General features: G+C 37.6%; 25 protein-coding genes. 20 read left to right on the forward strand and 5 right to left on the reverse strand.

From position 1 onward, the window contains the following. Positions 1–3: 3 nt before the first annotated feature. Together J2Y03_RS04545 and J2Y03_RS04550 are read right to left on the reverse strand one after the other, a co-directional pair. A complete protein-coding gene (locus J2Y03_RS04545; RefSeq protein ID WP_310191107.1) occupies positions 4–429 on the reverse strand; it encodes an acyl-CoA thioesterase in 426 nt (141 codons plus the stop codon). Positions 430–444: 15 nt separating this feature from the next. After that, positions 445–906, reverse strand: coding sequence for an SRPBCC family protein (locus J2Y03_RS04550; RefSeq protein ID WP_310191110.1), 462 nt, complete (start codon positions 904–906; stop codon positions 445–447). Positions 907–1,137: 231 nt separating this feature from the next. Here J2Y03_RS04550 and J2Y03_RS04555 point away from each other — a divergent pair, with 231 nt between their 5' ends. From J2Y03_RS04555 to cls, 4 genes are all read left to right on the forward strand, one after another. After that, positions 1,138–2,379 (forward strand): multidrug effflux MFS transporter, encoded by a 1,242-nt coding sequence (locus tag J2Y03_RS04555; RefSeq protein ID WP_310191113.1) that lies wholly within the window; start codon positions 1,138–1,140, stop codon positions 2,377–2,379. Between the two features lie 653 nt (positions 2,380–3,032). After that, entirely contained in the window at positions 3,033–3,677 is a 645-nt protein-coding gene (locus J2Y03_RS04560; protein WP_310191117.1) for an SDR family oxidoreductase, read from the forward strand. A gap of 187 nt (positions 3,678–3,864) precedes the next feature. Next, positions 3,865–4,470: a DedA family protein gene (locus tag J2Y03_RS04565; RefSeq protein ID WP_310191120.1), complete on the forward strand. Its 606-nt coding sequence runs from the start codon at positions 3,865–3,867 to the stop codon at positions 4,468–4,470. A gap of 44 nt (positions 4,471–4,514) precedes the next feature. Further along, entirely contained in the window at positions 4,515–5,963 is a 1,449-nt protein-coding gene (cls, locus tag J2Y03_RS04570; RefSeq protein WP_310191123.1) for a cardiolipin synthase, read from the forward strand. Between the two features lie 178 nt (positions 5,964–6,141). On the opposite strand, the gene J2Y03_RS04575 is transcribed toward cls, so the two are convergent. Beyond that, positions 6,142–6,450 carry a hypothetical protein gene (locus J2Y03_RS04575; RefSeq protein WP_132094809.1) on the reverse strand — a complete coding sequence of 103 codons (309 nt, stop codon included), beginning with the start codon at positions 6,448–6,450 and terminating at the stop codon, positions 6,142–6,144. Positions 6,451–6,738: 288 nt separating this feature from the next. Between J2Y03_RS04575 and J2Y03_RS04580 the strand changes: the two genes are divergently transcribed. Then, on the forward strand, positions 6,739–6,867 hold the full coding sequence (locus J2Y03_RS04580; protein ID WP_310191127.1) for a hypothetical protein: 129 nt from the start codon (positions 6,739–6,741) through the stop codon (positions 6,865–6,867). A 669-nt stretch (positions 6,868–7,536) separates the two neighbouring features. On the opposite strand, the gene J2Y03_RS04585 is transcribed toward J2Y03_RS04580, so the two are convergent. Further along, the gene (locus tag J2Y03_RS04585) at positions 7,537–8,292 is read right to left on the reverse strand and encodes a 2-phosphosulfolactate phosphatase (protein ID WP_310191129.1); all 756 of its coding nucleotides are present in this window, start codon (positions 8,290–8,292) and stop codon (positions 7,537–7,539) included. Positions 8,293–8,305: 13 nt separating this feature from the next. Continuing rightward, positions 8,306–9,364: a phosphotransferase family protein gene (locus J2Y03_RS04590; RefSeq protein WP_310191132.1), complete on the reverse strand. Its 1,059-nt coding sequence runs from the start codon at positions 9,362–9,364 to the stop codon at positions 8,306–8,308. A gap of 288 nt (positions 9,365–9,652) precedes the next feature. Between J2Y03_RS04590 and J2Y03_RS04595 the strand changes: the two genes are divergently transcribed. The 15 genes from J2Y03_RS04595 to J2Y03_RS04665 all read left to right on the forward strand — a co-directional run bounded on the left by J2Y03_RS04595 (position 9,653) and on the right by J2Y03_RS04665 (position 23,229). Further along, positions 9,653–10,258 carry a CBS domain-containing protein gene (locus tag J2Y03_RS04595; RefSeq protein WP_310191135.1) on the forward strand — a complete coding sequence of 202 codons (606 nt, stop codon included), beginning with the start codon at positions 9,653–9,655 and terminating at the stop codon, positions 10,256–10,258. 8 nt (positions 10,259–10,266) lie between these two features. Next, on the forward strand, positions 10,267–11,106 hold the full coding sequence (locus J2Y03_RS04600; protein WP_310191138.1) for a sigma-54 interaction domain-containing protein: 840 nt from the start codon (positions 10,267–10,269) through the stop codon (positions 11,104–11,106). Positions 11,107–11,173: 67 nt separating this feature from the next. Next, complete coding sequence (locus J2Y03_RS04605) at positions 11,174–11,410, forward strand: helix-turn-helix domain-containing protein (RefSeq protein WP_310191140.1); 237 nt, start codon at positions 11,174–11,176, stop codon at positions 11,408–11,410. Between the two features lie 323 nt (positions 11,411–11,733). Next, positions 11,734–12,888 carry a thiolase family protein gene (locus J2Y03_RS04610; RefSeq protein ID WP_310191143.1) on the forward strand — a complete coding sequence of 385 codons (1,155 nt, stop codon included), beginning with the start codon at positions 11,734–11,736 and terminating at the stop codon, positions 12,886–12,888. A 38-nt stretch (positions 12,889–12,926) separates the two neighbouring features. Beyond that, positions 12,927–13,697, forward strand: coding sequence for a 3-hydroxyacyl-CoA dehydrogenase (locus J2Y03_RS04615; protein ID WP_132094819.1), 771 nt, complete (start codon positions 12,927–12,929; stop codon positions 13,695–13,697). Positions 13,698–13,820: 123 nt separating this feature from the next. Then, complete coding sequence (locus J2Y03_RS04620) at positions 13,821–14,606, forward strand: enoyl-CoA hydratase/isomerase family protein (RefSeq protein ID WP_310191146.1); 786 nt, start codon at positions 13,821–13,823, stop codon at positions 14,604–14,606. 75 nt (positions 14,607–14,681) lie between these two features. After that, positions 14,682–15,908, forward strand: a complete 1,227-nt coding sequence (locus tag J2Y03_RS04625) for an acyl-CoA dehydrogenase family protein (protein WP_310191149.1) — start codon at positions 14,682–14,684, stop codon at positions 15,906–15,908. Between the two features lie 10 nt (positions 15,909–15,918). Then, entirely contained in the window at positions 15,919–16,071 is a 153-nt protein-coding gene (locus J2Y03_RS04630) for a hypothetical protein (RefSeq protein WP_310191152.1), read from the forward strand. Positions 16,072–16,130: 59 nt separating this feature from the next. After that, positions 16,131–16,673, forward strand: coding sequence for an NADPH-dependent FMN reductase (locus tag J2Y03_RS04635; RefSeq protein WP_310191155.1), 543 nt, complete (start codon positions 16,131–16,133; stop codon positions 16,671–16,673). 16 nt (positions 16,674–16,689) lie between these two features. Continuing rightward, on the forward strand, positions 16,690–17,679 hold the full coding sequence (locus J2Y03_RS04640) for a 3,4-dihydroxy-2-butanone-4-phosphate synthase (protein WP_310191158.1): 990 nt from the start codon (positions 16,690–16,692) through the stop codon (positions 17,677–17,679). 245 nt (positions 17,680–17,924) lie between these two features. Further along, positions 17,925–18,992, forward strand: coding sequence for an LLM class flavin-dependent oxidoreductase (locus J2Y03_RS04645; RefSeq protein ID WP_310191161.1), 1,068 nt, complete (start codon positions 17,925–17,927; stop codon positions 18,990–18,992). A gap of 34 nt (positions 18,993–19,026) precedes the next feature. After that, the gene (locus J2Y03_RS04650) at positions 19,027–19,824 is read left to right on the forward strand and encodes an alpha/beta fold hydrolase (protein WP_310191164.1); all 798 of its coding nucleotides are present in this window, start codon (positions 19,027–19,029) and stop codon (positions 19,822–19,824) included. Between the two features lie 160 nt (positions 19,825–19,984). Continuing rightward, complete coding sequence (locus J2Y03_RS04655) at positions 19,985–21,193, forward strand: acyl-CoA dehydrogenase family protein (RefSeq protein ID WP_310191167.1); 1,209 nt, start codon at positions 19,985–19,987, stop codon at positions 21,191–21,193. Positions 21,194–21,239: 46 nt separating this feature from the next. Continuing rightward, positions 21,240–22,001 carry an SDR family NAD(P)-dependent oxidoreductase gene (locus J2Y03_RS04660; protein ID WP_310191169.1) on the forward strand — a complete coding sequence of 254 codons (762 nt, stop codon included), beginning with the start codon at positions 21,240–21,242 and terminating at the stop codon, positions 21,999–22,001. Positions 22,002–22,062: 61 nt separating this feature from the next. Continuing rightward, positions 22,063–23,229 (forward strand): CaiB/BaiF CoA transferase family protein, encoded by a 1,167-nt coding sequence (locus tag J2Y03_RS04665; RefSeq protein WP_310191171.1) that lies wholly within the window; start codon positions 22,063–22,065, stop codon positions 23,227–23,229. Positions 23,230–23,346: the final 117 nt, after the last annotated feature.

Consider the following 23,346-nt stretch of genomic DNA (forward strand, 5'->3'; position numbering starts at 1 on the left):
TAGTTAAAATGAGGAGTTTTTTTGATAGTCAATTTCAAATTGTTCGATTCGTTCGCGGACAAAGTCAGGAACCGGGCAGGGTGACAGAGTATCGAGGTTTACACTCACATAGATAATCTCGGCCAACAGAACGGGCTCGATTTCATCTTCTCTTGTAATCATAAAATTCATGGTCATGCTTTTGGTGCCGACTTTTTCCATTCGGCACCAAATGGTCAACCAATCATGTAAGTAAGCCGATCGTTTATACTCGATGGTCGATTTAGCTAGCACAAAATCAAACTTTTCATCGTGTTGTAGAAGCTGCTGGAAATATTCTGTGACGGCCACATCAATATATGTTAAATAATGCGAATTAAAAACAATCTTTTGCCCATCAATTTCCGAATAACGCACCTTTAATCGATGTGAGAAACGATAATCTACCATTCTAGACTCCCTTCTTTATTTAACCAATGCAGTATCTTCTTCGGCTATTTGCTTTACCCTCTCAACAAATTCAACCACTGTCTTATCACTAGCAAACCAAAGGAATAATTTCAAAAATGCCTTTAAAGGCTTATTCGTTGTTGTGTATTTGAAACGTGTTTTATGTTCATTTATTTTCGTTAACTCATAGCCAGCCGTAATTTCAAACATGTTGGCTAAGTTAAATCCAACCTTCATTTGCTTATGATCAGGAGTATTCAAAAATTCTAATGTTTCAACATCATATTCTTCAATCCGTTTTCCTTCCTTATACTGCTGACGATAGATCGTCCCGACGCCCTCTTCTGTTATTTTCACGGGAGTATTACCAACGACTTGTGGCATAATTTTTTGCATTTTTTCCAATGAACCATCGAATAAATCCCAAATTTTTTCGATGGGAGCCTCAATTTCTATTTCTTTTGTCCATTCTTTCAATCTGGAACACCTCTTTGTATATAATTATTGTAATTTTTTGAAAAAATAACTAGTAGCATTAATATTCTATAGATACGTTAAAAATCCTTTTCATGTTACCAAACTCAAAGGTAATTGCTGAATTTGCCTATACTTTTTAAAATTTTGTTATTTCTAAGTTGTATCATTTGATATAAAGTAGAAATAATTGCAAAATTAAAAACAGGAATCATTGAAAGGATTGATGCAAATTTGAGTTCTTCATATAATAGTTCAATAGACAATCCAGGTACGATTACTCGTTCCAAACGGGTTTGGATAGCTTTTATTTTAGGTTCTTTAGGGGCTTTCGCTCCTTTATCCATTGATATGTATCTGCCAGCGCTGCCAATCTTAGCGGATTACTTTCATACAACCGCTTCTACTATTCAGCTAAGTTTAACATTTTTCCTGCTAGGGATATCTTTAGGACAGCTGTTTGCAGGACCCATTAGTGATATTCGCGGGAGACGAAAGCCACTTCTAATTGGATTAATTATTTATGGGATCGTTTCAATACTGTGCGTTTTTAGTCCATCCATTTGGACCTTTATTTTGTTACGTTTTATACAAGGACTTGCCGGATCAGTAGGGATGGTTATCTCAAGGGCGGTTGTCCGTGATTTATATTCCGGCAAGGAACTAACCAAATTCTTCGCACTCCTTTCATTAGTAAACGGGGCGGCGCCCATTCTAGCTCCAGTATTCGGTGCTCTTTTGCTAAGATTTGTACCGTGGCAAGGGATATTTATTGTATTAGGAATAATCGGTTTTAGTATGTTTATTATCGTCCTTTTCGGCTTAATGGAGACATTGCCTGCTGAGAAAAGGATAAAAGGCGGAATCAAAAATACACTGATTAACTTTCAAAAGTTGATTGTTGATCGAAGTTTCATCGGATATGCCCTTACACAAGGATTGGTCAGTGCATCGATGTTTGCCTACATATCAGGTTCTCCTTTTGTGGTGCAAAGCATATATGGAGCTTCACCGGAAATCTTCAGTCTTATTTTTGCCATTAATGGGATTGGCATTATGATGGCCAGTCAATTAACAGGCAGGCTATCTGTAAGATTCCAGGAGTCAAAGCTATTGGCCTTCGGCTTATCTATGTCTGTTTTCGGTTCGGTGGTCTTACTTATCTTATTGTTGCTTCAGGCAAAGTTATGGATCATTATCATCCCATTATTTTTCGTCATATCTAGTGTTGGTGTGGTCAATACGGCAGGATTTTCGCTTGCCATGCAAGAACAAGGTAAAAATGCAGGAAGTGCCGCTGCACTGCTTGGGGTACTTTCCCTCTTGTTTGGCGGTATCACTTCTCCATTAGTTGGATTGGGAGGGGATCAATCTGCAATCCCAATGGGGCTGGTCATCGCCTCTGCTTCTATTGGTGCTGTGATTATATATGTTTTTTTAGTGCTCAGAAAATCAAGGCACAAAGCTGCCTCATAATAGTAAATCCATCTAGGAATGGAAGTAAAGCATTCGCTGCATGATATCGGATGCTTTTTTCTTACAATGATATTTTTTTGGGGAATTTTGAAACTCTTTCTGTGAAAATACGTCTAGAAGGAAAATGAAAATACATATTAGGAGGCTGCTATGAAAGAAGGGGAATTGATAATATGAAATAGCGTCTAGAAGTGACTTCATTGCAGTCATTGCCGAAGAACTAGGCCCAGAAGCAACGGCTTATTTTGAGGGTTGGTTGACTGGTAAAGAACCAGAATTTAAGAAATAAATCAATGAAGACATTGCTTAGTGAAAAATCATAAGGAATGGTCATCATGGCGTTGATGAAGACCAAAACTTAGTAAAAAATCATAAGGAATGGTCATCATGGCTCCGATGATGACCAAAACTTAGTAAGAAATCATAAGAAATGGTCATCATGGCCCCGATGAAGACCAAAACTTAGGGGGAAATCGTAAGAAATGGTCTTCAATTGCCTAATTTCCTAAATTTCATTCTAGCATTTTCAGGAAAATTCAACCAAATTTAATGTAATCATAATTTTTAAGTTTTTATTAAGCCTCGCTGACATTATGAATAAGTTGGTCACACAATGAAATAATAGTCGTAAACAAGGTAAGGAGCTAACATTAATGAATGTATTAGTGGTTGGAGCGAATGGACAGGTTGGAAAGCTTCTAGTTAATCTACTTAGGGACAGTAAGGAACATACGGTCAAAGCCATGGTAAGGGAAGAAGAGCAAGCGGAGGCTTTGAAAAAACTTGATATAGAAGTAGCTGTTGCCTGTTTGGAACAAAGTGTCGAAGATATTGCTCAGGCTGCAAGAGGCTGTAATGCCATCGTCTTCACCGCAGGTTCTGGCCGGCATACGGGCTATGATAAAACTTTGCTCATTGATCTTGACGGTGCGGTGAAAACCATTGAAGCGGCTGAAAAAGTTGGGATTAAACGCTTCATCATGGTCAGTGCCATACAGGCGCATAGGAGAGAAAACTGGCATGAGAAAATGCTTCCTTATTATGCGGCAAAATACTATGCAGACAAAATGCTCGCACAAAGCGAACTAACTTATACGATTATCCGTCCTGGAGGGCTATTGAGTGAGCTGGGAACCGGGAAGATTACAGCTGCTACAGACATTCGGAATGGGAAAATCCCCCGTGAGGATGTGGCAAGAACAATCATACATTCCCTCACAGAGGAAAATACATATTACCAATCATTTGATCTTATTAGCGGTGAAGTTCCAATCGAAAAAGCATTAACATTGCTCTAAACAACCAACTTGAATAAAATAATGGTGAAAAAAGCATTTGATCCTTCAAATGCTTTTTTCAATGGAAAATGGTTTTAATTTTACAAGCTAAAAATATAGTAATTAGAAGAAGATGTCCTTGTTTGAAACTTTTCAGGCAATCAAACGTAAATCAATAAAGTTACTTTTACTTTAAATGGAGGGTATTATGGATTTATGGATTAAAGAATTTATTGAACAGTTTGGGTATTGGGGAGTGTTTCTTCTGATTGCACTTGAAAATATATTCCCTCCAATACCATCAGAAGTGATTCTTACTTTTGGCGGCTATATGACAACACAGACCAATCTGAATATTGTTGGAGTTATCGCTGCTTCCACATTAGGCTCAGTGTTTGGAGCAGTTATCCTATATCAAATCGGTGCCATCTTAAATGTAAATAAATTGGAAGTAGTGATTGAACGGTATGGACGATTCCTTCGTTTAACGAAAGAGGATCTCTATAGAACGGATGCCTGGTTTGATAAATATGGAATCTGGACGGTTTTTTTCTGTCGTTTTATTCCGCTTATTCGCAGTCTAATTTCAATCCCTGCTGGTATGGCGAAAATGAATTTCTGGCTTTTCATCAGTTTTACAACCATGGGCACGATTATCTGGAATACAGTGTTGATCAATCTTGGGGCAGGGGTTGGAGAAAATTGGGGAGTTATCGTGGAAAGAATGGACCAGTATTCGAACCTTATGTATCTACTATTAGTCATTCTCCTTATCGTCATTATCGGATGGCGGAGAAAAAGAAGAAGATACTAGGATAAATTAAAGTATTTTTTATGTCGTGTGAGAGGGTTTTTGCCATGAATATTACGTCTATATTATTAGGCTTTTTATTTGTTTTGAATTTCATGTTGGCCCTCATTGTCATTTTTCAGGAAAGAAGGGACGTTGGTTCCACGTGGGCCTGGCTATTAGTTCTATTTTTCATTCCAATCTTGGGATTTGTAATGTATCTATTATTGGGACAAAATTTAAGTCGAAAACGGCTTTTCCAATGGGATGATCTCAAAAAAACAGGATTTGAAAAAGCATTAGAAACTCAATTGACCAAACTCCGTTTGAATCAATTCTATTATCGCAATGATGTCACAAGGGATAACCATGATTTGATTTACATGCATATGATTAACAATCAAGCCATCTTAACAGAGGATAATAGTGTTGAGATTTTTACAGACGGTAAAGAAAAATTTGATCAGTTATTTAAGGATATAAAAGCAGCCAGAAATTATATTCATATCCAATATTACATTATTAAAAATGATAATTTGGGCAAAAAATTAATTGAGGCTTTGACAGTAAAAGCCAAGCAAGGGGTAAAGGTTCGTATCCTTTATGATGAATTAGGTTCGCGCAGCTTGCCGAAAAGATCCTTTAAAGAATTTAAGAAAGCTGGAGGACAGGTGGAGGTCTTTTTCCCATCTAAATTTAGATTTATTAATCTTCGCATGAACTATCGGAACCACCGGAAATTAGTCATTATTGATGGAAAAATTGGCTATGTTGGCGGGTTTAATGTGGGGGATGAATATTTAGGTCTTAATAAGAAATTTGGCTATTGGCGCGATACCCATTTACGCATTCAAGGAACTGCTGTTTATGCTCTTCAGACTCGTTTCATCCTGGATTGGAATCAAGCCTCAGATGACCAAGATGTTGACTATGTTCCAAATCTTTACCCAGAAGATATTTCTCATGGTAAAATTGGAATTCAAATTGTAACAAGTGGTCCTGATTCTGAATTTCAACAAATTAAGAATGGCTATATAAAGATGATCATGTCTGCGAAAAAATCAATTTATATCCAAACTCCATACTTTATTCCAGATTCAAGTTTGTTAGATGTCCTTCGCATTGCCTGCCTATCTGGAGTGGAAGTCAACATTATGATTCCAGATAAACCAGATCATTTATTCGTTTATTGGGCGACTCTCTCACATGTTAGTGAATTACTAAAAGTTGGCGCAAAGGTTTATATTTATAAAAATGGTTTTATTCACGCAAAAACGCTTGTGGTTGACGAAGAAGTATCTTCCGTTGGTACGGCGAACATTGATTATCGAAGCTTTAAGCTTAATTTTGAAGTAAATGCCTTTTTATATGATGAAGGAATTTCTAGAAAACTAACAGAAATCTTTAAAGAAGATATAAATGTCTCTATGTTACTTACATTTGAAAATTACCAGAGACGTTCCTTGGAAGTCCGTCTTAAAGAATCTATTTCTAGACTTCTTTCTCCTATATTGTAAAAAGAATTTGTTTTTTATTAAACGTTTACTATCCCTAAGAGGGTAGGCTTTTCGAACAGGGGTGTAGGGAGGCTCATTAGTATACCATTTCCGGTACCTAATTTTTAAAAAAACATATGGAAAAACGCTTGGAAACATAGTTCCAAGCGTTTATTAGGTTTATAAATAGTATAATGTATTAACGCTTCAATCGTTTAAGCACGCTTTCTTCAAAACCAGATTGATCTATATCTAATCCGATGATTTCATTTCTAAAGGACTTGAAACGTCCATTCTCAACCTCAAGTGTGAAATATCCCCTAGGGCTTGAAAGATTTATATCCCCAATGATGTTTTTTCGTCGCGCGGGGTCAAATAGGTTCACTAAATTAGGATTGCTTGGATGTGGCTTGAACCGACAGCCCTGTTCCACACAAACTCTAACAATATTTCGTACCTTTGGATGAGTAATACTTTCGATTTTTTTAATTACATCCTCTTTGGCCATAGGTGTGATTCTCCTTTCCATTCTTAAAACAGTATGCTGGTGCTAAGGGAAATATGCATAACTACTATAGCAACATATTAGTCTATGTACTTAATATTAAAAAAGAATAGGGTTCCCTTATTTTTAAAATAAACTCTTACAAATCTGTAAGGAAAATGTATGTTAAGGGAATTTTTAATCTAAAGCAATTCCTTCTATAAATATGCCGGAAATAGGGGCCTGTCGGTCATTGCCTATACCCTTGAATTTGAAAAGATACCAATCAAAAAGGCGGAGAAAACCCAACAATTGAAATTCTTTGAAGAAGATGCATTAAAGGCAATCCTAGCACATGCACAGTTGGAAACAACTAAGATTTATGAAAATGCGGATACACAAATGAAACGGGAAGCGATAGAAAAGCAACAAGCAGTTTAAATCCATTGACACAGGAACAGAAAAATTACTTCATGGCAGAATGATGATGAATTAATTAAACGTCTTTATGGTTTAATATAGACATATTATTCCGATTTTTTTAAGCTACAAGCCATCAAAACATATAAAAGTCCTGTGTTTTTGATGGCTAACTTATAAAAGTAAAAGTCGGAATAATCCGGAAGACGGGATAAGTGGTGTGAGAGGTCGGCTAATCAATTAAGAGAAACACTTCATGCATCGAGTGAAGATGCTTTAGGAATACAAGATCATTGCACAGAATGCAATAATGATCAAAATGTGATTAAGTCGTTTTTTAGTTTATTAAGCGAAAATACGTTTCAATTGCTCCTAATTAATGAATGATACTCGTAATATACACCTCCACAAACGAAAAATGGAGGTGGTGAGATCTTATAATGTTTACTAATTGTCAGGATTTTTACTATTATTTGCAACCTGAATCAAATAACCTCCAATGAAAAAGATAGCAAAAAATATCAAAAGGACAATAAATCGCATTCTTATTCCCCCCCATTTATAGTAATGAATCAATCGTTCTTATTAATATAATGAAGGTCCTAAAACCTTTCATTTTATGATTTTCGATTGCTCTATTTGTTCTGCCCAAATTTCAACTGTATAACTCTGTTTTTATCATCTTTTGAATCATAAAGAGCTTTCAAGTTCCAAGTAAGGATATTCTCCGGTTCTTAAAATTGGTACGGCATTATAAATATCTCGTTGAACAGAATGATAGATTGAAGGCTTGTATCCTAAAGATGTTAACAATTTACCAGTATGTGACGTGACAAAATGCTTTAACAGTGACTCTTCGTGACATTGTTCGTAAAATTGAACAGCCGCTTTTGCAGAATCTGACAATTGGAATACAGTTCCCGAAAATTTGTGCAAATGGTGGATAAAATGACCCGCACCGATAAAATCTTCCATCGAAAAACATCCATGGTTTCCTGAACAGACAAGGAGAATGGATTGCTCGTTATAGTTTTGTAAAAGCTTCTGCGAAACAAATTGCCCGTTTAACAAACACGAGGCGTAAACGAATGGAGCCCCGAGTGATTTCTTTAAAGCTACAGTTCCGTTTGTTGTGGAAAGAATAACGGTTTTTCCGTCAACATTTGATTCAAGTAGTTCCAATGGGCAAGGGTATATAAATTCATTAAGGGAGTACCCGTTTTTTTCACCAGATAAAATACAGGAATCTTGGGGTAAATTAAGATTTTTGCTAACTTCAAGCGCTTCATGACTGTTAAATACGGGAATGACTTTTTTAGCGCCGTATTGTAATAGAGTGGTAATTGTCGTTGTTGCTAACAGGACATCAAAAATAACCACAACACAATTTTTTAGTCTACTTGGATCAATTAATTCTTTTTGTAGTAAAACATTGATTTTTGTCATTCTGGGTCCTTTCTTATCTTTTATTAAAAAAAATCACATCATGAGATAATGTCATTAAATTTTGAATGCCCTCATTTAAATTACTAAATCGATCATCTGCAAGATATCCTTCCTTCCATCTATAATAAATCTGCTGTAGGATGACGGCGGTTTTAAAATAGGCAAAAGCCAAGTAAAAAGGAAAATTAGACAAATCTCTGTTACTTTTCTTCGCATATCGCTCGATAAATTCTTCTCTTGAAATAAACCCTCCTAAGGCTGTCACTGAATTAATGGCGGTAAAAGGATCATTTTCGTCTTTCCAATAGGCAATGGCAGCAGCTAGGTCGGTAAGGGGATCGCCGATTGTAGACAATTCCCAGTCAAAAACACCGACTACTTTACCAGGTTCGGTGATTGAAAGCATCATATTATTAAGCTTGTAATCATTGTGAACAATGGTTGGATGTTGTGAATTTGGGATGTTTGACAGAATCCACTTTTCTATATCTATATAGACTTTTATTTCATCGGTTTTACTATTGTGATATCTTTTAATCCATCCATGTACTTGTCTTTCTAAATATCCATCTGGTTTCCCCATATCATGCAATCCTGCTTGTTGATAATCAATGTCATGAAGTTGGACCAATGTATCGACAGTAGATTCAGAGATGATTTTTTTAATATTCGGAACCGCATTAAATTCTGGAGCCATTGTTTCATCAAGAACTACTCCATTTTTTTTCTCCATTAAATAAAAGGGCTTATCCATAATGTACGGGTTGTGTTCACATAAGTATGGTTTTGGAGCAAGCGGGAATACCGGGTTGATTTTTTCAAGTAATCGATACTCTCTTTCTACGTCATGGGCTTTAGGCGGTATTTTACCGAAAGGAGGTCGCCTCATGACCGATTCCCATTCGCCAACTTTAATAAGGAAGGTTAAGTTTGAATATCCTTCTGAAAATTGTTTTACTTCCATATTAGCGCTTTTATCAAGTTCGATTTGATTTCTGAGAAAGGCTTCAAACTTAGCCCAGTTAATTTCTTTTTCGGATTGAGTAGAAACATTGATTTTTTGTTTTAACATCGTTAAACCTCCTAAAAACTTTTATTTGTGTAAAATACATGCAAAAAGCATGCCAATATTAAAAAATTGTCTACTTGTCTTGAGAAGTGTATAAACAGGATTTATATGATGTGAGGATTGTAGCATCCTATCTTTTAAGATGATAAGTTTTCGTACAATACGCTATTTATAGTGTAGTTATATCATACAGTTCCATAGGTTCGAGTGATTATCAGTTTGACTATTCTTAATTTTCAAACGATAATTTATGAAAAAGACTATATCTGCTTAGATAAGGGGATGAATGATGTGGAAACTATTAAGGACTTTATGACCCCGATTCAAGAATATTTACAACCTGATCAAACGTTCCATGAAGCCATCTTTCTTATGAATAAATATAGATTGAATACTTTACCGGTTGTCGATGCGGGAGAAAAATTGATAGGCGTATTTACTCGAAGTGTTCTTTATCAAATGCTTTTAACAAATAAAAAAATGGATACCCAAATCGCTCCTTTTATTAAGGAAGATATTGGGACCATATCTGAGAATATTTCTGTGGAAAAATTAGAAGAACAAATTGCTGTTAGTGAGGTTGGTACTGGTTTTGTAGTGAATAGAGTAGGTAAACCTATAGGAGTGATTGACAAAGCGGATGCTGTCAAAAGTTTTCTTCAAAAGAACCAGTTACTTAAAGAGCAATTAAAATGGAAAAGCCTTTTGCAGACAGTGATTGATAACTCTTATGATGGTTTAGTTATGATAAATGAAAGCGGGAACACTATCTTCTTAAGCCCTTCCTTAGTAGAACTGTTTGATTTAAACGAAAAGGAGGTAGAAAATGTTCCGATTGAATCTCTTTTTCCTCATTTTGAGTTAACAAAGTCTTTAAAACTGGGGTCGCTGAAATAAGTGATTTTATGGAAGTGAAAGGCATTAACTATATTGTTCACCGGATCCCCGTATATCAAGAGGAACAAATCATTGGGGCCATAGGAAAAATCGTCTATCGTCAGCTTCATGAGGTTCGTGAGCGTTTTAGAAATTACGAAAAATTAGAAAAGCAAAATGATGTTTTAACCAAAAAAGCTGAATCTTCACGATTTACCTTTGATGAAATCCTTTCAAAAATTCCTCAAATGGAAAAATTGTTCCGAAGCGGGATGAAAGCGGTTAAGGGGAAGACCACCATTATGATTCGTGGTGAAAGCGGTACAGGAAAAGAACTTTTTGCCCACGCTATCCACAGTGCAAGCAACCGAAAAAACGGCCCATTTATTACAGTGAACTGTGCGGTCATACCAGAGCATTTATTGGAGTCTGAATTTTTCGGGTATGACGAAGGAGCATTTACAGGTGCGAAGCAAAAAGGAAAGATGGGAAAATTTGAAATGGCGAATGGGGGAACGCTGTTTTTAGATGAAGTAGGGGATATGTCCCTTCAGCTTCAGGCTAAGCTACTCCGAGTGTTACAAGAGAGAGAGTTTTATCGGGTTAGTGGGACGAACAGAATTTCGGTTGATGTTCGAATTATAACAGCGACTCATCAGAAATTAGAAGAAATGGTCGAGGAAAGAAAGTTTAGAGAGGATTTGTTTTATCGATTAAATGTCATCTCGATTGAAATTCCTCCACTCAGGAAAAGAAAAGAAGATACTTTAATGTTAAGTCATGCATTTATGCGAGATTTAAACAAACAAAATGGAACTAGTATTATTGGTTGGGATCCCTTAGTAGAAAATGCTTTAATTAGAGTATGATTGGCCAGGAAATGTTCGTGAACTTCGCAATGTATTTGAACGAGCGAAGGTTTTTGCGGAAAATGGAATGATCTCTTTGGAAGATTTACCAGAATATTTACTCAAGAAATTAGGGATGAATCTATTTATAGAAGAAGAGAATGAAGACTGTGAGAAAACATTGTTAGAGAAGGCCGAAGAAATGGCGATAAAAGAAGCTTTAAAGAAAGCGGATGGAAACAAGAGTCAAGCGTGCAAGCTATTAGGCATTAGTCGTTCCGTTCTATACGATAAATTAAAAAAATATGAAGATATAAAAATCTGAACATTTATCAAAAAGCACCCTAGTGTGCTTTTTTTGTTGGTCAAAAAGACATTACAATCTACCACCTGTTTGATTTTCAAACACAATGATAAATCTTTTTGTATTTTTCCTACACTTGGTTATCGTTTGTTTAAGATCAGTTTTACATAATTAATAGTCTTAAAGTTCGTCATTTCAAGAGTTAAGGAAATAAAATTTCAAAGAATTGCGATTTAATTTAAAAGTTGGCACTAATATTGCATTATGTATAGATGACTGGCTAAGAAACTCCAAATAAGGTAATAGGAATCTTATATTAATAAATTGTTACAGGGAGGAAAAGTATGCGTGAGGTAGTAATTGTTGAAGCTGTTCGAACCCCGGTTGGAAGAAGAAAAGGTGTGTTAAGTAATATCCGTCCTGATGACTTGGCGGCTGAAGTGCTAAAAGAATTGGTGAACCGGGCGGGAGTTTCGCCCGATTTAATAGAAGACGTGATTTTAGGGTGTGTTACCCAAATTGGCGAGCAGGGAGTGAATATTGCCCGAACAGCTGCACTAACTGCTGGTTTCCCAATTCATGTACCTGGGACGACTATTGACCGCCAGTGCGGCTCAAGTCAGCAGGCAGTTCATTTTGCGGCCCAAGCGATTTTGAGTGGAGATATGGATATTGTGATTGCAGGTGGCATTGAAAGCATGACGCGTGTTCCAATGTTATCCAATTTCCAAGGAACTTCCTGGAGCGAAAAGCTTACCTCTCGACACCAAATTATTCATCAAGGATTATCTGCAGAGCGTATTGCCGAAAAATGGGGAATTACCCGTAGCAAGGCAGATGAATTTTCATTAGAAAGTCACAATAAAGCAATAAAAGCTCAAGAAGAAGGTCGGTTCGATCGAGAAATCATGCCGATTGAGGTGACACTAGAAGATGGGACAAAGCAAGTGATTACCCAGGATGAAGGTCCACGCCGAGGCACGACCATTGAAAAACTTGCAAGCCTAAAACCAGCATTCACTCAAGACGGTATCATTCATGCAGGGAATGCTAGTCAGATGAGTGATGGAGCAGCAGCATTACTGCTTATGTCAAAAGAGAAGGCATTAGAATTAGGTCTTAACCCACGATTTAAAGTACTTGCTCGTACTGTAGTAGGATCCGACCCAACCTTAATGTTAACGGGACCGATTGAGGCGACGAAACAGGTACTTAAAAAGGCAAATATGGAAGTTTTAGATATTGATATTTTTGAAGTAAATGAAGCTTTTGCTCCTGTCCCAATGGTCTGGTTGGAAGAGCTCGGAGCGGATCCATCTAAGCTGAATCCAAATGGAGGTGCCATCGCCCTCGGTCATCCATTAGGTGCAAGTGGAGCTCGAGTGATGATCACCCTTATTCATGAATTGGAAAGAACAGGCGCCCGGTTTGGACTTCAGGCTATCTGCGAAGGAAACGGCATGGCTAATGCGACCATCATTGAGAGGATAGAGGAATAAAGAGAATAAATTTTATACTAATGAAGGAGGAATATTGAATGAAAATGAAAGATGTAATTGCAGTAGTAACAGGTGGAGGTTCTGGATTAGGAGAAGCGACTGTCACGCGAATTGTCGAAAACGGAGGCAAGGCAGTTATTATTGATTTATCTGAAGAAAGAGGAGCAGTTGTGGTTGAAAAATTAGGCTCAGATAATGTCCTCTTTACAAAAGCAGATGTTTCAAATGAGGAAGAAGTTTCGCAAGCTTTATCCCAGGCAATTGAAAAATTTGGTCAAATCAATACCGTGGTGAATTGTGCGGGAATCGGCCCTGCTAAAAAAGTGTTGGGACGTGATGGCGTTCATGATTTAGCAGGATTTAACAAAATTATTCAAGTGAATTTGGTGGGAACATTCAATGTCACACGATTAGCAGCTGAAAAAATGGTAAACAACGAACCGAATGCAGAAGGGGAGCGGGGAGTCATCATCAACACAGCTTCTGTTGCTGCTTTTGATGGACAAATCGGTCAGGCTGCTTATAGTGCATCAAAAGGCGGAGTCGTTGGGATGACGTTACCGGTCGCAAGAGAATTTGCACGCTACGGAATTCGAGTGATGACAATCGCACCAGGGTTAATCCAGACGCCATTATTCGATACTCTTTCGGAAAAAGCAAGAGAGTCCCTTGGTGCGATGGTTCCATTCCCATCTCGACTTGGATACCCATCTGAATATGCTCAACTCGCAGAAAGCATTATTCAAAACCCATTGCTCAATGGAGAAACGATTCGTTTAGATGGAGCGATTCGAATGCAGCCGAAATAAGAACCTAGTAGAAATAGATATTGATAAATGGTAATCTGTTACATCCAAACATGGCTAGATTGTTGTTTTTAATACTTGTGGTAAATGAATGTTTATAGGAACACGCATATAGGAGGTTTAAGTATGAGTCAACTGGTTCAATTAACTAAACAAGATGGTGTTGCTACAGTAATTATTGATAATCCACCAATGAATGTTTTAAGTAGTCAAGTCTCACAAGAGTTGAAGGAAGTTTTTACACACCTAAACGAAAATTCAGAGGTTATTGCAGTCATTGTAACAGGAAACGGTGAGCAGGCATTTATGGCTGGCGCGGACATTAAGGAATTTCCTAGTTGGGTGGGATTAGGAAAAGAAGAGATCAGAAAGATTGCAAGAGGGAATCAAGAGGTATTCAATTTGATTGAAAATCTACCAAAGCCCACAATAGCTATGTTAAATGGTTTTACACTTGGTGGAGGCTGTGAGTTAGCATTGGCTTGTGATATTCGTATTGCTGAAGAGCATGCAAAGCTTGGTTTACCTGAGATTAAATTAGGTCTATTTCCTGGGGCTGGGGGAACCCAAAGGCTTCCGAGGCTGGTTGGACCGGCTAAAGCGAAAGAGTTAATGTATTTAGGAAATTCAATTTCCGCAGATGAATGCTTGAAAATAGGGCTTGTTAACCATGTTGTTCCGAAGGGAGAAGGCATGGAAGCTGCAAATACAATGGCCAAAAAGCTTGCTAGTCATTCTTTGCAATCTTTAAGCAGAATCAAACAAGCTGTGAACGAGGGGATAGATCAATCTTTTGATTCCGGTCTTGATCTAGAATTAGCTCTTTTTGTAGATGTGTTTGGTTCAGAGGATGTTAGTGAGGGAGTTCAAGCCTTTATTGAAAAACGCCCAGCAAAATTTACACATAAATAAGCTAATTTTAAGATGATGGTAGAGTATATGAAATTACTTAAATGATTTTAAAAATTGTAACTGGAGGGATATTTTATGATATTTGAAAAGAGTGCAAAAGTACAAGAGTTAGAGGAAAGAGTATCCGCTTTTATGAATGATATTGTATTACCGAACGAAAGTGTGTATGAAGAACAATTGAACGCAGGGAAAAGCCGCTGGGAAATCCCACCAATTATTGAAGAAATGAAAGCGCAAGCAAAAAAAGCTGGACTTTGGAATCTATTTATACAAAGCAAGGAGCATGGGCCTGGTTTAACAAACCTAGAATACGCGCCATTAAAGGAAATCATGGGTCGCTCGCTAATTGGACCAGAAGTTTTCAACTGCTCTGCTCCAGATACAGGAAACATGGAACTTTTAGAACATTATGGTTCCCCTGAACAAAAGGAACAATGGCTGGTTCCACTTTTAAATGGAGAAATTCGTTCTGCCTATGTCATGACAGAACCTGACGTCGCTTCTTCTGATGCAACAAATATTTCAACGCGCATTGAGCGTGATGGCGATGAGTATGTTATAAATGGTAAAAAGTGGTGGATTTCTGGCGTAAAGGACCCACGTTGTAAAGTCATGATTTTAATGGGAAAAACAGATCCGAATGCTGAAAGACATAAGCAGCAATCAACGATTATTATCCCAATAGGGACACCCGGTGTAGAAATTAAAGAACATCTTCCTGTCTATGGTTATGATGATGCACCACACGGACATGCATTTGTTGACTTCAACGATGTTCGTGTTCCGGTTGAAAACATGATTCTCGGCGAAGGTCGAGGCTTTGAAATTGCCCAAGGCCGTCTTGGACCAGGTCGGATTCACCATTGTATGCGCCTGGTCGGTATGGCGGAACGTGCTTTAGAACTAATGATCCACCGTGCGCAAAACAGGGTTACCTTTGGAAAATCTGTCATTGAACAAGGTGTCATCCGCAGGTGGATTGCAGACTCACGTATTGAAATTGATCAAGCAAGATTGTTAACTTTGAATGCTGCTCATATGATGGATAAGGTTGGAAACAAAGTAGCTCGAAAAGAAATCGCGATGATTAAGGTGCTTGTACCAAATATGGCTGTAAATGTCATTGACCGTGCGATCCAAGTTCATGGAGCAGGCGGCGTAAGTGATGTTTTCCCATTGGCACAACTTTGGGCGCATGCTCGTTCGTTAAAATTTGCTGACGGACCAGATGAAGTACATGCTGAAGCTGTTGCGAAATTAGAAATCAGGAGTCAGAGTAAAAAAGTCGAGGTTTTAAATTAATAATAGGAGGATGCATTATGACAGAAACAGTCAGCAAATTGATGCAGGGGATCACATCATCCTTTTAAGTGAAGTAATTGATTTAAATAAGGCAGAAAAGAATCCACTACTTTATTACAACCGAAATATAGGTCCAATTCCAGGTAATTGGCCGAATAAATAGAAAGATATCGGAACTGAAAAATTGTTTTGATGAAAAAAATGTTAGGAGTGGTGCTTACTATGAAAATATTAGGAATCTCTGGCACAATCACAGGCTCTAAAACGTCAATCGTGGTAAATGAAGTAATCAATATGATTAAAAAAATGAATCCTGAAGTTGAGACGGAAATTTTAGACCTTAAGCATTATGATGTGCAATTTTGTGATGGCCGTCCACCCTCAGAATATACAGGTGACACAAAAAAGGTAATCGACATGATTTCATCTGCAGATTCTTATATTATCGGGACTCCTATTTTTCAAGGGTCCTTCAGTGGGGCGTTAAAAAATTTGATCGACTTGGTGCCTCCATCTGAATTTAAAAATAAAGTGATGGGATTTGCTGCTACGGGAGGAAACTACCAGCATTATCTTGTGGTTGAAAATCAATTAAAACCAATTGCAGGTTATTTAAATGCCTATGTTCCTCCAAGCTTCATATTCGCCCATAATGAGCACTTTAATTCGCAAAATGAAATTATTAATCCTGATTTATTAAGAAGCATTGAGGTTCTTTCAGAACAGGTGATTCATATGCAAGATAAATTAATCTACTTTAAATAGAAAGTAGTTGATCGAGATGAGTGTGTTATCATCAGTTAAACTTCCGATAGACCAATTAAAAGATGGTGGATTAATTATTATTTATGATGATATTAAAACACACATGGGTATAATCATTGGCTTAGGGGAGTACGTAAATGCTGAAAAAGTGAACTTAATGACCAAAATTGGAAGAGGTTTGGTTTATGCTTGTATTACCGAGGAAAGAGCAAAACAATTACAAATTCCTAAAATGGAAGAAAACAATATAGAAGAGACAAAACCATTCGCGGTTTCCATTGATTACAAAGACACGACTACTGGAATCTCGAGCTTCGAAAGGTCGGATACCATTAAAGCATTAACAAATGAAGAAGTGAAACCCGATGATTTTAAAAGGCCTGGACATGTCTTTCCTTTAATCAGCAAGGAAAAGGGCTTAATGGAGCGTGTTGATTTAACGGAAGCGGTTGTTGACCTATCAAAATTAGTATCCAATATTCATGTTGGATATATGGTGGAAATATTAAATGAAATTGGGGATGTAGCAAGCAAGGCAGAGGTTGAAGAGGTCTCTGTGGCAGGTGGTCTACCGATAATTCAAATGAGCGATTTACTTAAGATGACAAAAGACCATGAATATTGTTCCTTTAGAGGAATGGTGATAAATGGAAGGAAACTTGGCAGAAGTATCGGATTCCCAACTGCAAATATTCATCCTCAAGAACAAATTGGGTGCTTGCTTAAAGGGGTCTATGGGGTTAAGGTAATTGTTAATGATCAAGAATATGTAGGAGTAATGAATGTTGGATCTCGACTAACATTTAATGAAGATGAAGAATCAATCCACTATGAGGTTCATATTTTGGACTTTGATCAGGACTTATATTGGAAAAATATCGAGGTAAAAGTTTGTTTCTACTTAAGAGAGGAAATCTCTTTTTCAAGTATTTCAGATTTAGTTACCCAGATCAAAAAGGATATTGAATTAGTAAAAAAACGTTTTAATTTACTTGTTTTAAAATAAGTAAACATAAGGATTTTAGAAAACGCCATCATTTTTTGTTGGCGTTTTCTAGTATGTTATTAGGTGAATAGATATATAGTTATTTAATATTTCAGAAAATTATTAAAATAGTTATTGAAACCGCCTTTAAAGCTTGTTATAATAAAATCAAACAAACGGTTGATTTTATTATTCGCTCTTTAAACAACTAAACCTATTGATCGTTTGACTATATAAAATATCAAATAAAGGAGTGTAGAAAGTAGATGAAAACAGGTCTATTTTATGTAAACGAATGTCATGATGGGAACTATGAAAGGGCATATGCGGAAATGTTGGAACAAATCCAGTATGCAGAAGAGATTGGCTTTGAAAGTGTATGGCTGGGTGAGCATCATTTTAATGAATATGGAAGTATGCCTTCTCCACAGGTTGCAGCGGCTGCAATCTCACAGATTACGAAAAAAATGGATATTGGCATTGGGATCAGCATTCTAAACTTTGATAATCCAGTGCGAATTGCTGAAGATTATGCAATGGTTGATATTTTAAGTAAGGGTCGATTAAAGTTTGGCGGAGGACGTGGATATCAGCCGCATGAGGCAAAAGGGCTTGGAGTGAGCATGGAAAAAACAAGGGAAAAGTATTGGGAGTATGTTGAGATCATTCAAGGTTTATGGGCGAATGATACCTTTAGTTATAACGGAGAATTCTATCAAATTGAAAACTTGAGGCTTACTCCCAAACCACTTCAAAAAAGAATTCCATTCTATCATGCATGTATTAGCCCTGCGTCTTTTGACTTAATGGTAGAAAAAGAGGTTCAAGAGTTTATGGTAACACCAACACTAATGGTGATGGATGATGTTCTAGCTTCTACGAAACGGACGAGGGAACGTTTGATCCAAAAGGGAATTAACCCATCCATCCATCTAAACCTGCAAATGAACATTGCAGATAATACTGATCAAGCCATTAAAAATGTAGAAAAAGAAATGGATGTATATTTTAACCGAGTATTGGATATTATCCCAGGTGCAAAAGGTCAACAAGCTCCTGAAACATATGAACGATTTGCAGAAGTAGCTAAAGAAATGGAAGGTCCGATAAATATTGCTGGCTTAAATCAATCAGGTATTGCTTTATTAGCGGACGCAAAAGAAGCAGTGAATCGTTTAGAGGTAGCGGAAGAAGCTGGGATTAGCAGCCTATCTTGTTGGTTCCGTATGGGTGGGATGGAGCACCGTAAAGTAATGAAAGCTATGAAACGTTATGCTGATGAGGTTTTACCTTATTTCAAGGCCGTTCAACGGAGACAAAAGGTAAGTATATAAAAATCTAAATCAATCACTTGGGGGGGCGTTTACGATGCCATATATTGAAGTGGAAAAAGGGGTACAGTATTACTATGAAGACGTGGGACAAGGGAAACCAATTGTTTTTGTTCACGGTTGGGGCATGAATCGCCAAGTTTGGGAAAGACAGGTTGTTGATTTTAGTGACACATTCAGGGTCATCACGATTGATTGCCGCGGCTGCGGGAAATCAGATAAACCTGCTCATGGCTATGAAATCTCTAAACTAGCAGATGATTTGAACAAAGTGGTTCAAAATTTGGGTTTAGAGGATGCAACCCTAGTTGGCTGGTCTGCTGGCGGATCGATTGTGATGGATTATGTGACTCGTTTTGGCGGGGGAGCGGTTACAAAAGCGGTTTCCGTTGGAGGAGCAGTACCGAGATATACCTCTACAGAAGGTTTTGATGTTGGTGTTCCACAAGAGAATGTGACACAAACTCTAGCAGCAATGCGAGTGAACCGGCCAGCTCTAGTACGTGCCATTGCTGATGGTTGTTTTCATCAGGATGTTGGGCAACCAATGAAAGATTGGTTTTTTAATAACTTCATGGAGCAATCTTGGTTTACGGAAAAGACAATGGAAGACTTAGGTAAAATTGATTTAAGGGATAAGTTAAGTGACATCTCGATTCCAGTTGCTTTCTTCCATGGTCTTCATGATGGAGTTGTACCGCTTTCATTGTCTGAGTATTGCGTGAAAGAGGTTCAGGGAGCGAAACTGGTTGTATTTGAAAATAGTTCTCATGCTCCATTCATTGAAGAAATTGACCGTTTCAATGAGGAACTAAAGTCATTTATCCAATCTTAAAATCAATTCAGTTCCAAGAGTATAAAAAATGCAGGTATGGAGCAGATGGAATTGTTATTAAAAAAGATCCTTCTTTGATATAAATGGTAAACCTTTGCTGATCCTATGGCATATTTCTTAAAATGTAATGTTGTTGAAAAGAAAAGGAGTGAACCAAATTATGTACGATTTCAGTCCAACAGAAGAGCAAAAAGAGTTGTTAGCTAGAGCAAAGAGAATAATGGAAGAAGATGTTTATCCTGCTGAAAAGTATATTGTTCCAGGGGTAGGACTTCCAGATGAAATATTGAAGCCGATTCAACAAAAAGTTAAGGATCAAAATTTATGGGCTGCTCATTTACCGATAAAAGTGGGCGGGTTAGGATTAGGAAATGTATTTTTAGGTTTATTAAATGAACTATTGGGCTCTAGTCCAATTGGTCCTAGAGTGTTTGGCACAGCTGCCCCTGATACTGGGAATACTGAAATTCTGATGAAGGCAGGAACACCAGAGCAAATCGCGCGTTTTCTGCAACCTGTTATAAACGATGATATTCGGTCTTGCTTTGCGATGACTGAGCCCGATGTTTCAGGTGCAGATCCTACCGGTTTACAAACAAGAGCAGTAAGAGACGGAGATGAGTGGGTAATCAATGGAAAGAAGTGGTTTATCAGTAATGCTGCTCTTTCATCCTTTGCGATTGTTATGGCTGTTACCGATCCAGATGCCCCTCCGCATGAACGGGCAACGATGTTTCTTGTTGAAAAAGGAACACCAGGGTTTAATCTGATTCGCGATATCGGCGTAATGGGGGACTATAGTGAAGGTGGTCATTGGGAAATTCACTTTGACAATTGCAGAATTCCAGCTGAAAACATATTAGGCAAGGTAGGGGAAGGTTTTAAACTTGCCCAGATGAGATTAGGACCTGGACGTATCACTCATGCTATGCGCTGGTTAGGAGTCATGAATCGAAGTTTTGATTTAATGTTGGATTATTCCATAAAAAGAAAAACGCGAGGACAGGCATTAGCTGAATTCCAGACGATTCAAAATTTCATTGCTGATTCAGCAGCTGAAATCTCTGCATCACGTCTTATGACGCTTCATGCTGCTTGGAAAATGGATCAAGGGGAAGATGCGAGAAAAGAAATTGCACTTATTAAGTTCTATGGAGCCAAAATCCTAAATGATGTGATTAGTAGAGCCATTCAAGTCCATGGTTCATTAGGTTACTCAAAGGATACACCATTAGAAGCGTTTTACCGTGAGGCAAGAGCCGCACATATTTATGATGGTCCAGATGAGGTTCATCGAATGGTGGTAGCCAAACGCTTTTTAAAAGAACACAAGAATAAATTGAACAAAGAATTGACAGAAGCGCTTTAAAAATAGATTCCTTTCTGCTATGTATAAAAATTTAGGGGGTGAAACAATGGGGAAAGTATTAGATGTTACGGACAAGGTAGTATTAATCACTGGAGGAAGCCGCGGGATTGGAGCAGAAATGGCGCGGGAGTTTGCTGCAGCAGGCGCTGACCTAGTGCTCGCAAGCAGGAATAGGGAAAGCTGTGAGATTATTGCCAATGAAATTCGTGAATTGGGAAGAAGAGTCTTAACGGTTTCATGTGATGTATCGAAACTAGCAGATATTCAAAACCTATTTAAAGTGACAATGGAAGAGTTCGGCAGGCTTGATGCCCTTGTCAATAATGCGGGTGCAAATGTTACGAAATACGCAGTAGAGGTTACTGAGGAAGATTGGGATTTTATTTATGACGTAAACATTAGAGGATTATTTTTCTGTTGTCAGGAAGCAGCAAAAATCATGATTCAACAGAATTCGGGGAAGATCATTAATATATCTTCCGTTGGTGGTGCGAAACCTTACAAGCGGATTGCTCCCTATACAGCCTCAAAAGCAGCTGTTATTCATTTAACGAAATCATTGGCTGCAGAATGGGCGCGTTACAATATCCGTGTTAATTCCATAGCTCCTGGCCTGATTGGCACGGAGATTAATGCAAAGGAAAGGGAAAATGAGGAATGGATTAAAGGAGCAGTAAAGGCAATCCCATTAAGGCGTTTAGGGGAACCAAAAGACATCTCGCAAATTGCCTTGTTTCTCCTAACAGATGCAGCTGATTATATTACAGGTCAAACATTTTATATCGATGGCGGTACACTTGCAGAGTAACAGTAATAGGCAATAATAGATTATGCAGAGAATTTATAAAACAGAAAGGAGGTAATGTAGAATGATTTCACCACTTCAATCGATTAGAGTTCTTGATCTTTCTCGCCTGCTGCCAGGTCCATATTGTACAATGTTTTTGGCGGATTTTGGAGCTGAGGTGATTAAAATTGAGGAACTGCATTTAGGGGATTATGCTAGATTGGGAGAGCCAAAACTCGGCACAGACAGTGCAATCTTCTCTTCGCTAAATCGAAATAAAAAGAGTATAACCATTGACTTGAAATCAGAAAAAGGAAAAGAAATTTTTTTAGAATTAGTAAAAACGGCTGATGTATTAGTTGAATCCTTTCGACCAGGAGTGATGGAACGACTTGGTTTAGGGTATGAGACGTTAAAGGCTCTTAACCCAAAATTAATTTATTGTGCCATTACTGGCTATGGCCAAACAGGGCCATATGCAAAATTACCAGGTCATGATCTAAATTATATAAGCTACGCTGGTTTACTAGACTTGCAGGGGGAGCGTAATCGAAAACCTGTTGCACCATCCGTTCAGATAGCAGATATTGGCGGAGGATCTTTAATGGCGGTAACAGGGATCCTTTTAGCCATTCAAGCTAGAAATATAAATGGGAAGGGACAGTTTGTCGATATTTCCATGTTAGATGGTGCTGTGTCTTGGTTACAAACCACATTACCAAATTATCTAACTAATCATCAACTGCCGACCAGGGGAGAGCTGCCTTTATCAGGTGAAAAAGCATGCTATGAAGTTTATGAAACACTAGATCACCGGTATTTAGCCGTTGGTGCTTTAGAATACAAGTTTTGGGCGGAGTTTTGTAAAGCAATTAAGAGGGAAGATCTAATTGATTCTTTAGACGCACCTAAAAACATACAGGATGAACTTAAAATTGAAATCGGGAACATTATTAAGAAGAAGCCTTTAGATGAGTGGACCGAAATATTTAACCATTATGAGGCATGTGTGTCTCCAGTTTTAACTTTTGAAGAGATGGTCAATCACCCTCAATTAAAAAACCGGAAAATGATACAAGAAATTCCAGGTATGATCGGGAAACAGATCGGAATTCCTATTAAACTTTCGGATACCCCTGGTTCAATCTATAAAAATGCTCCTAAATTAGGTGAAAATAATCAAGAAATTCTTGAAGAACTTGGGATTAGGAAGAAGAAAGAAAAGGGTAAAAGTGAAGAAGTGATCTAAAAGACTTTCACTTTCATCGATTGTGTTTTTAAAAAAACTCTTGAAAACAATAAAAAATATTCAGAATATTCTTGCCTAATTAATATAAACCAGCTATAATATGAATCAAATGGTTGT

The organism is Neobacillus niacini (assembly GCF_031457145.1).
In the GTDB taxonomy this organism is placed as follows: domain Bacteria; phylum Bacillota; class Bacilli; order Bacillales; family Cytobacillaceae; genus Neobacillus; species Neobacillus niacini_J.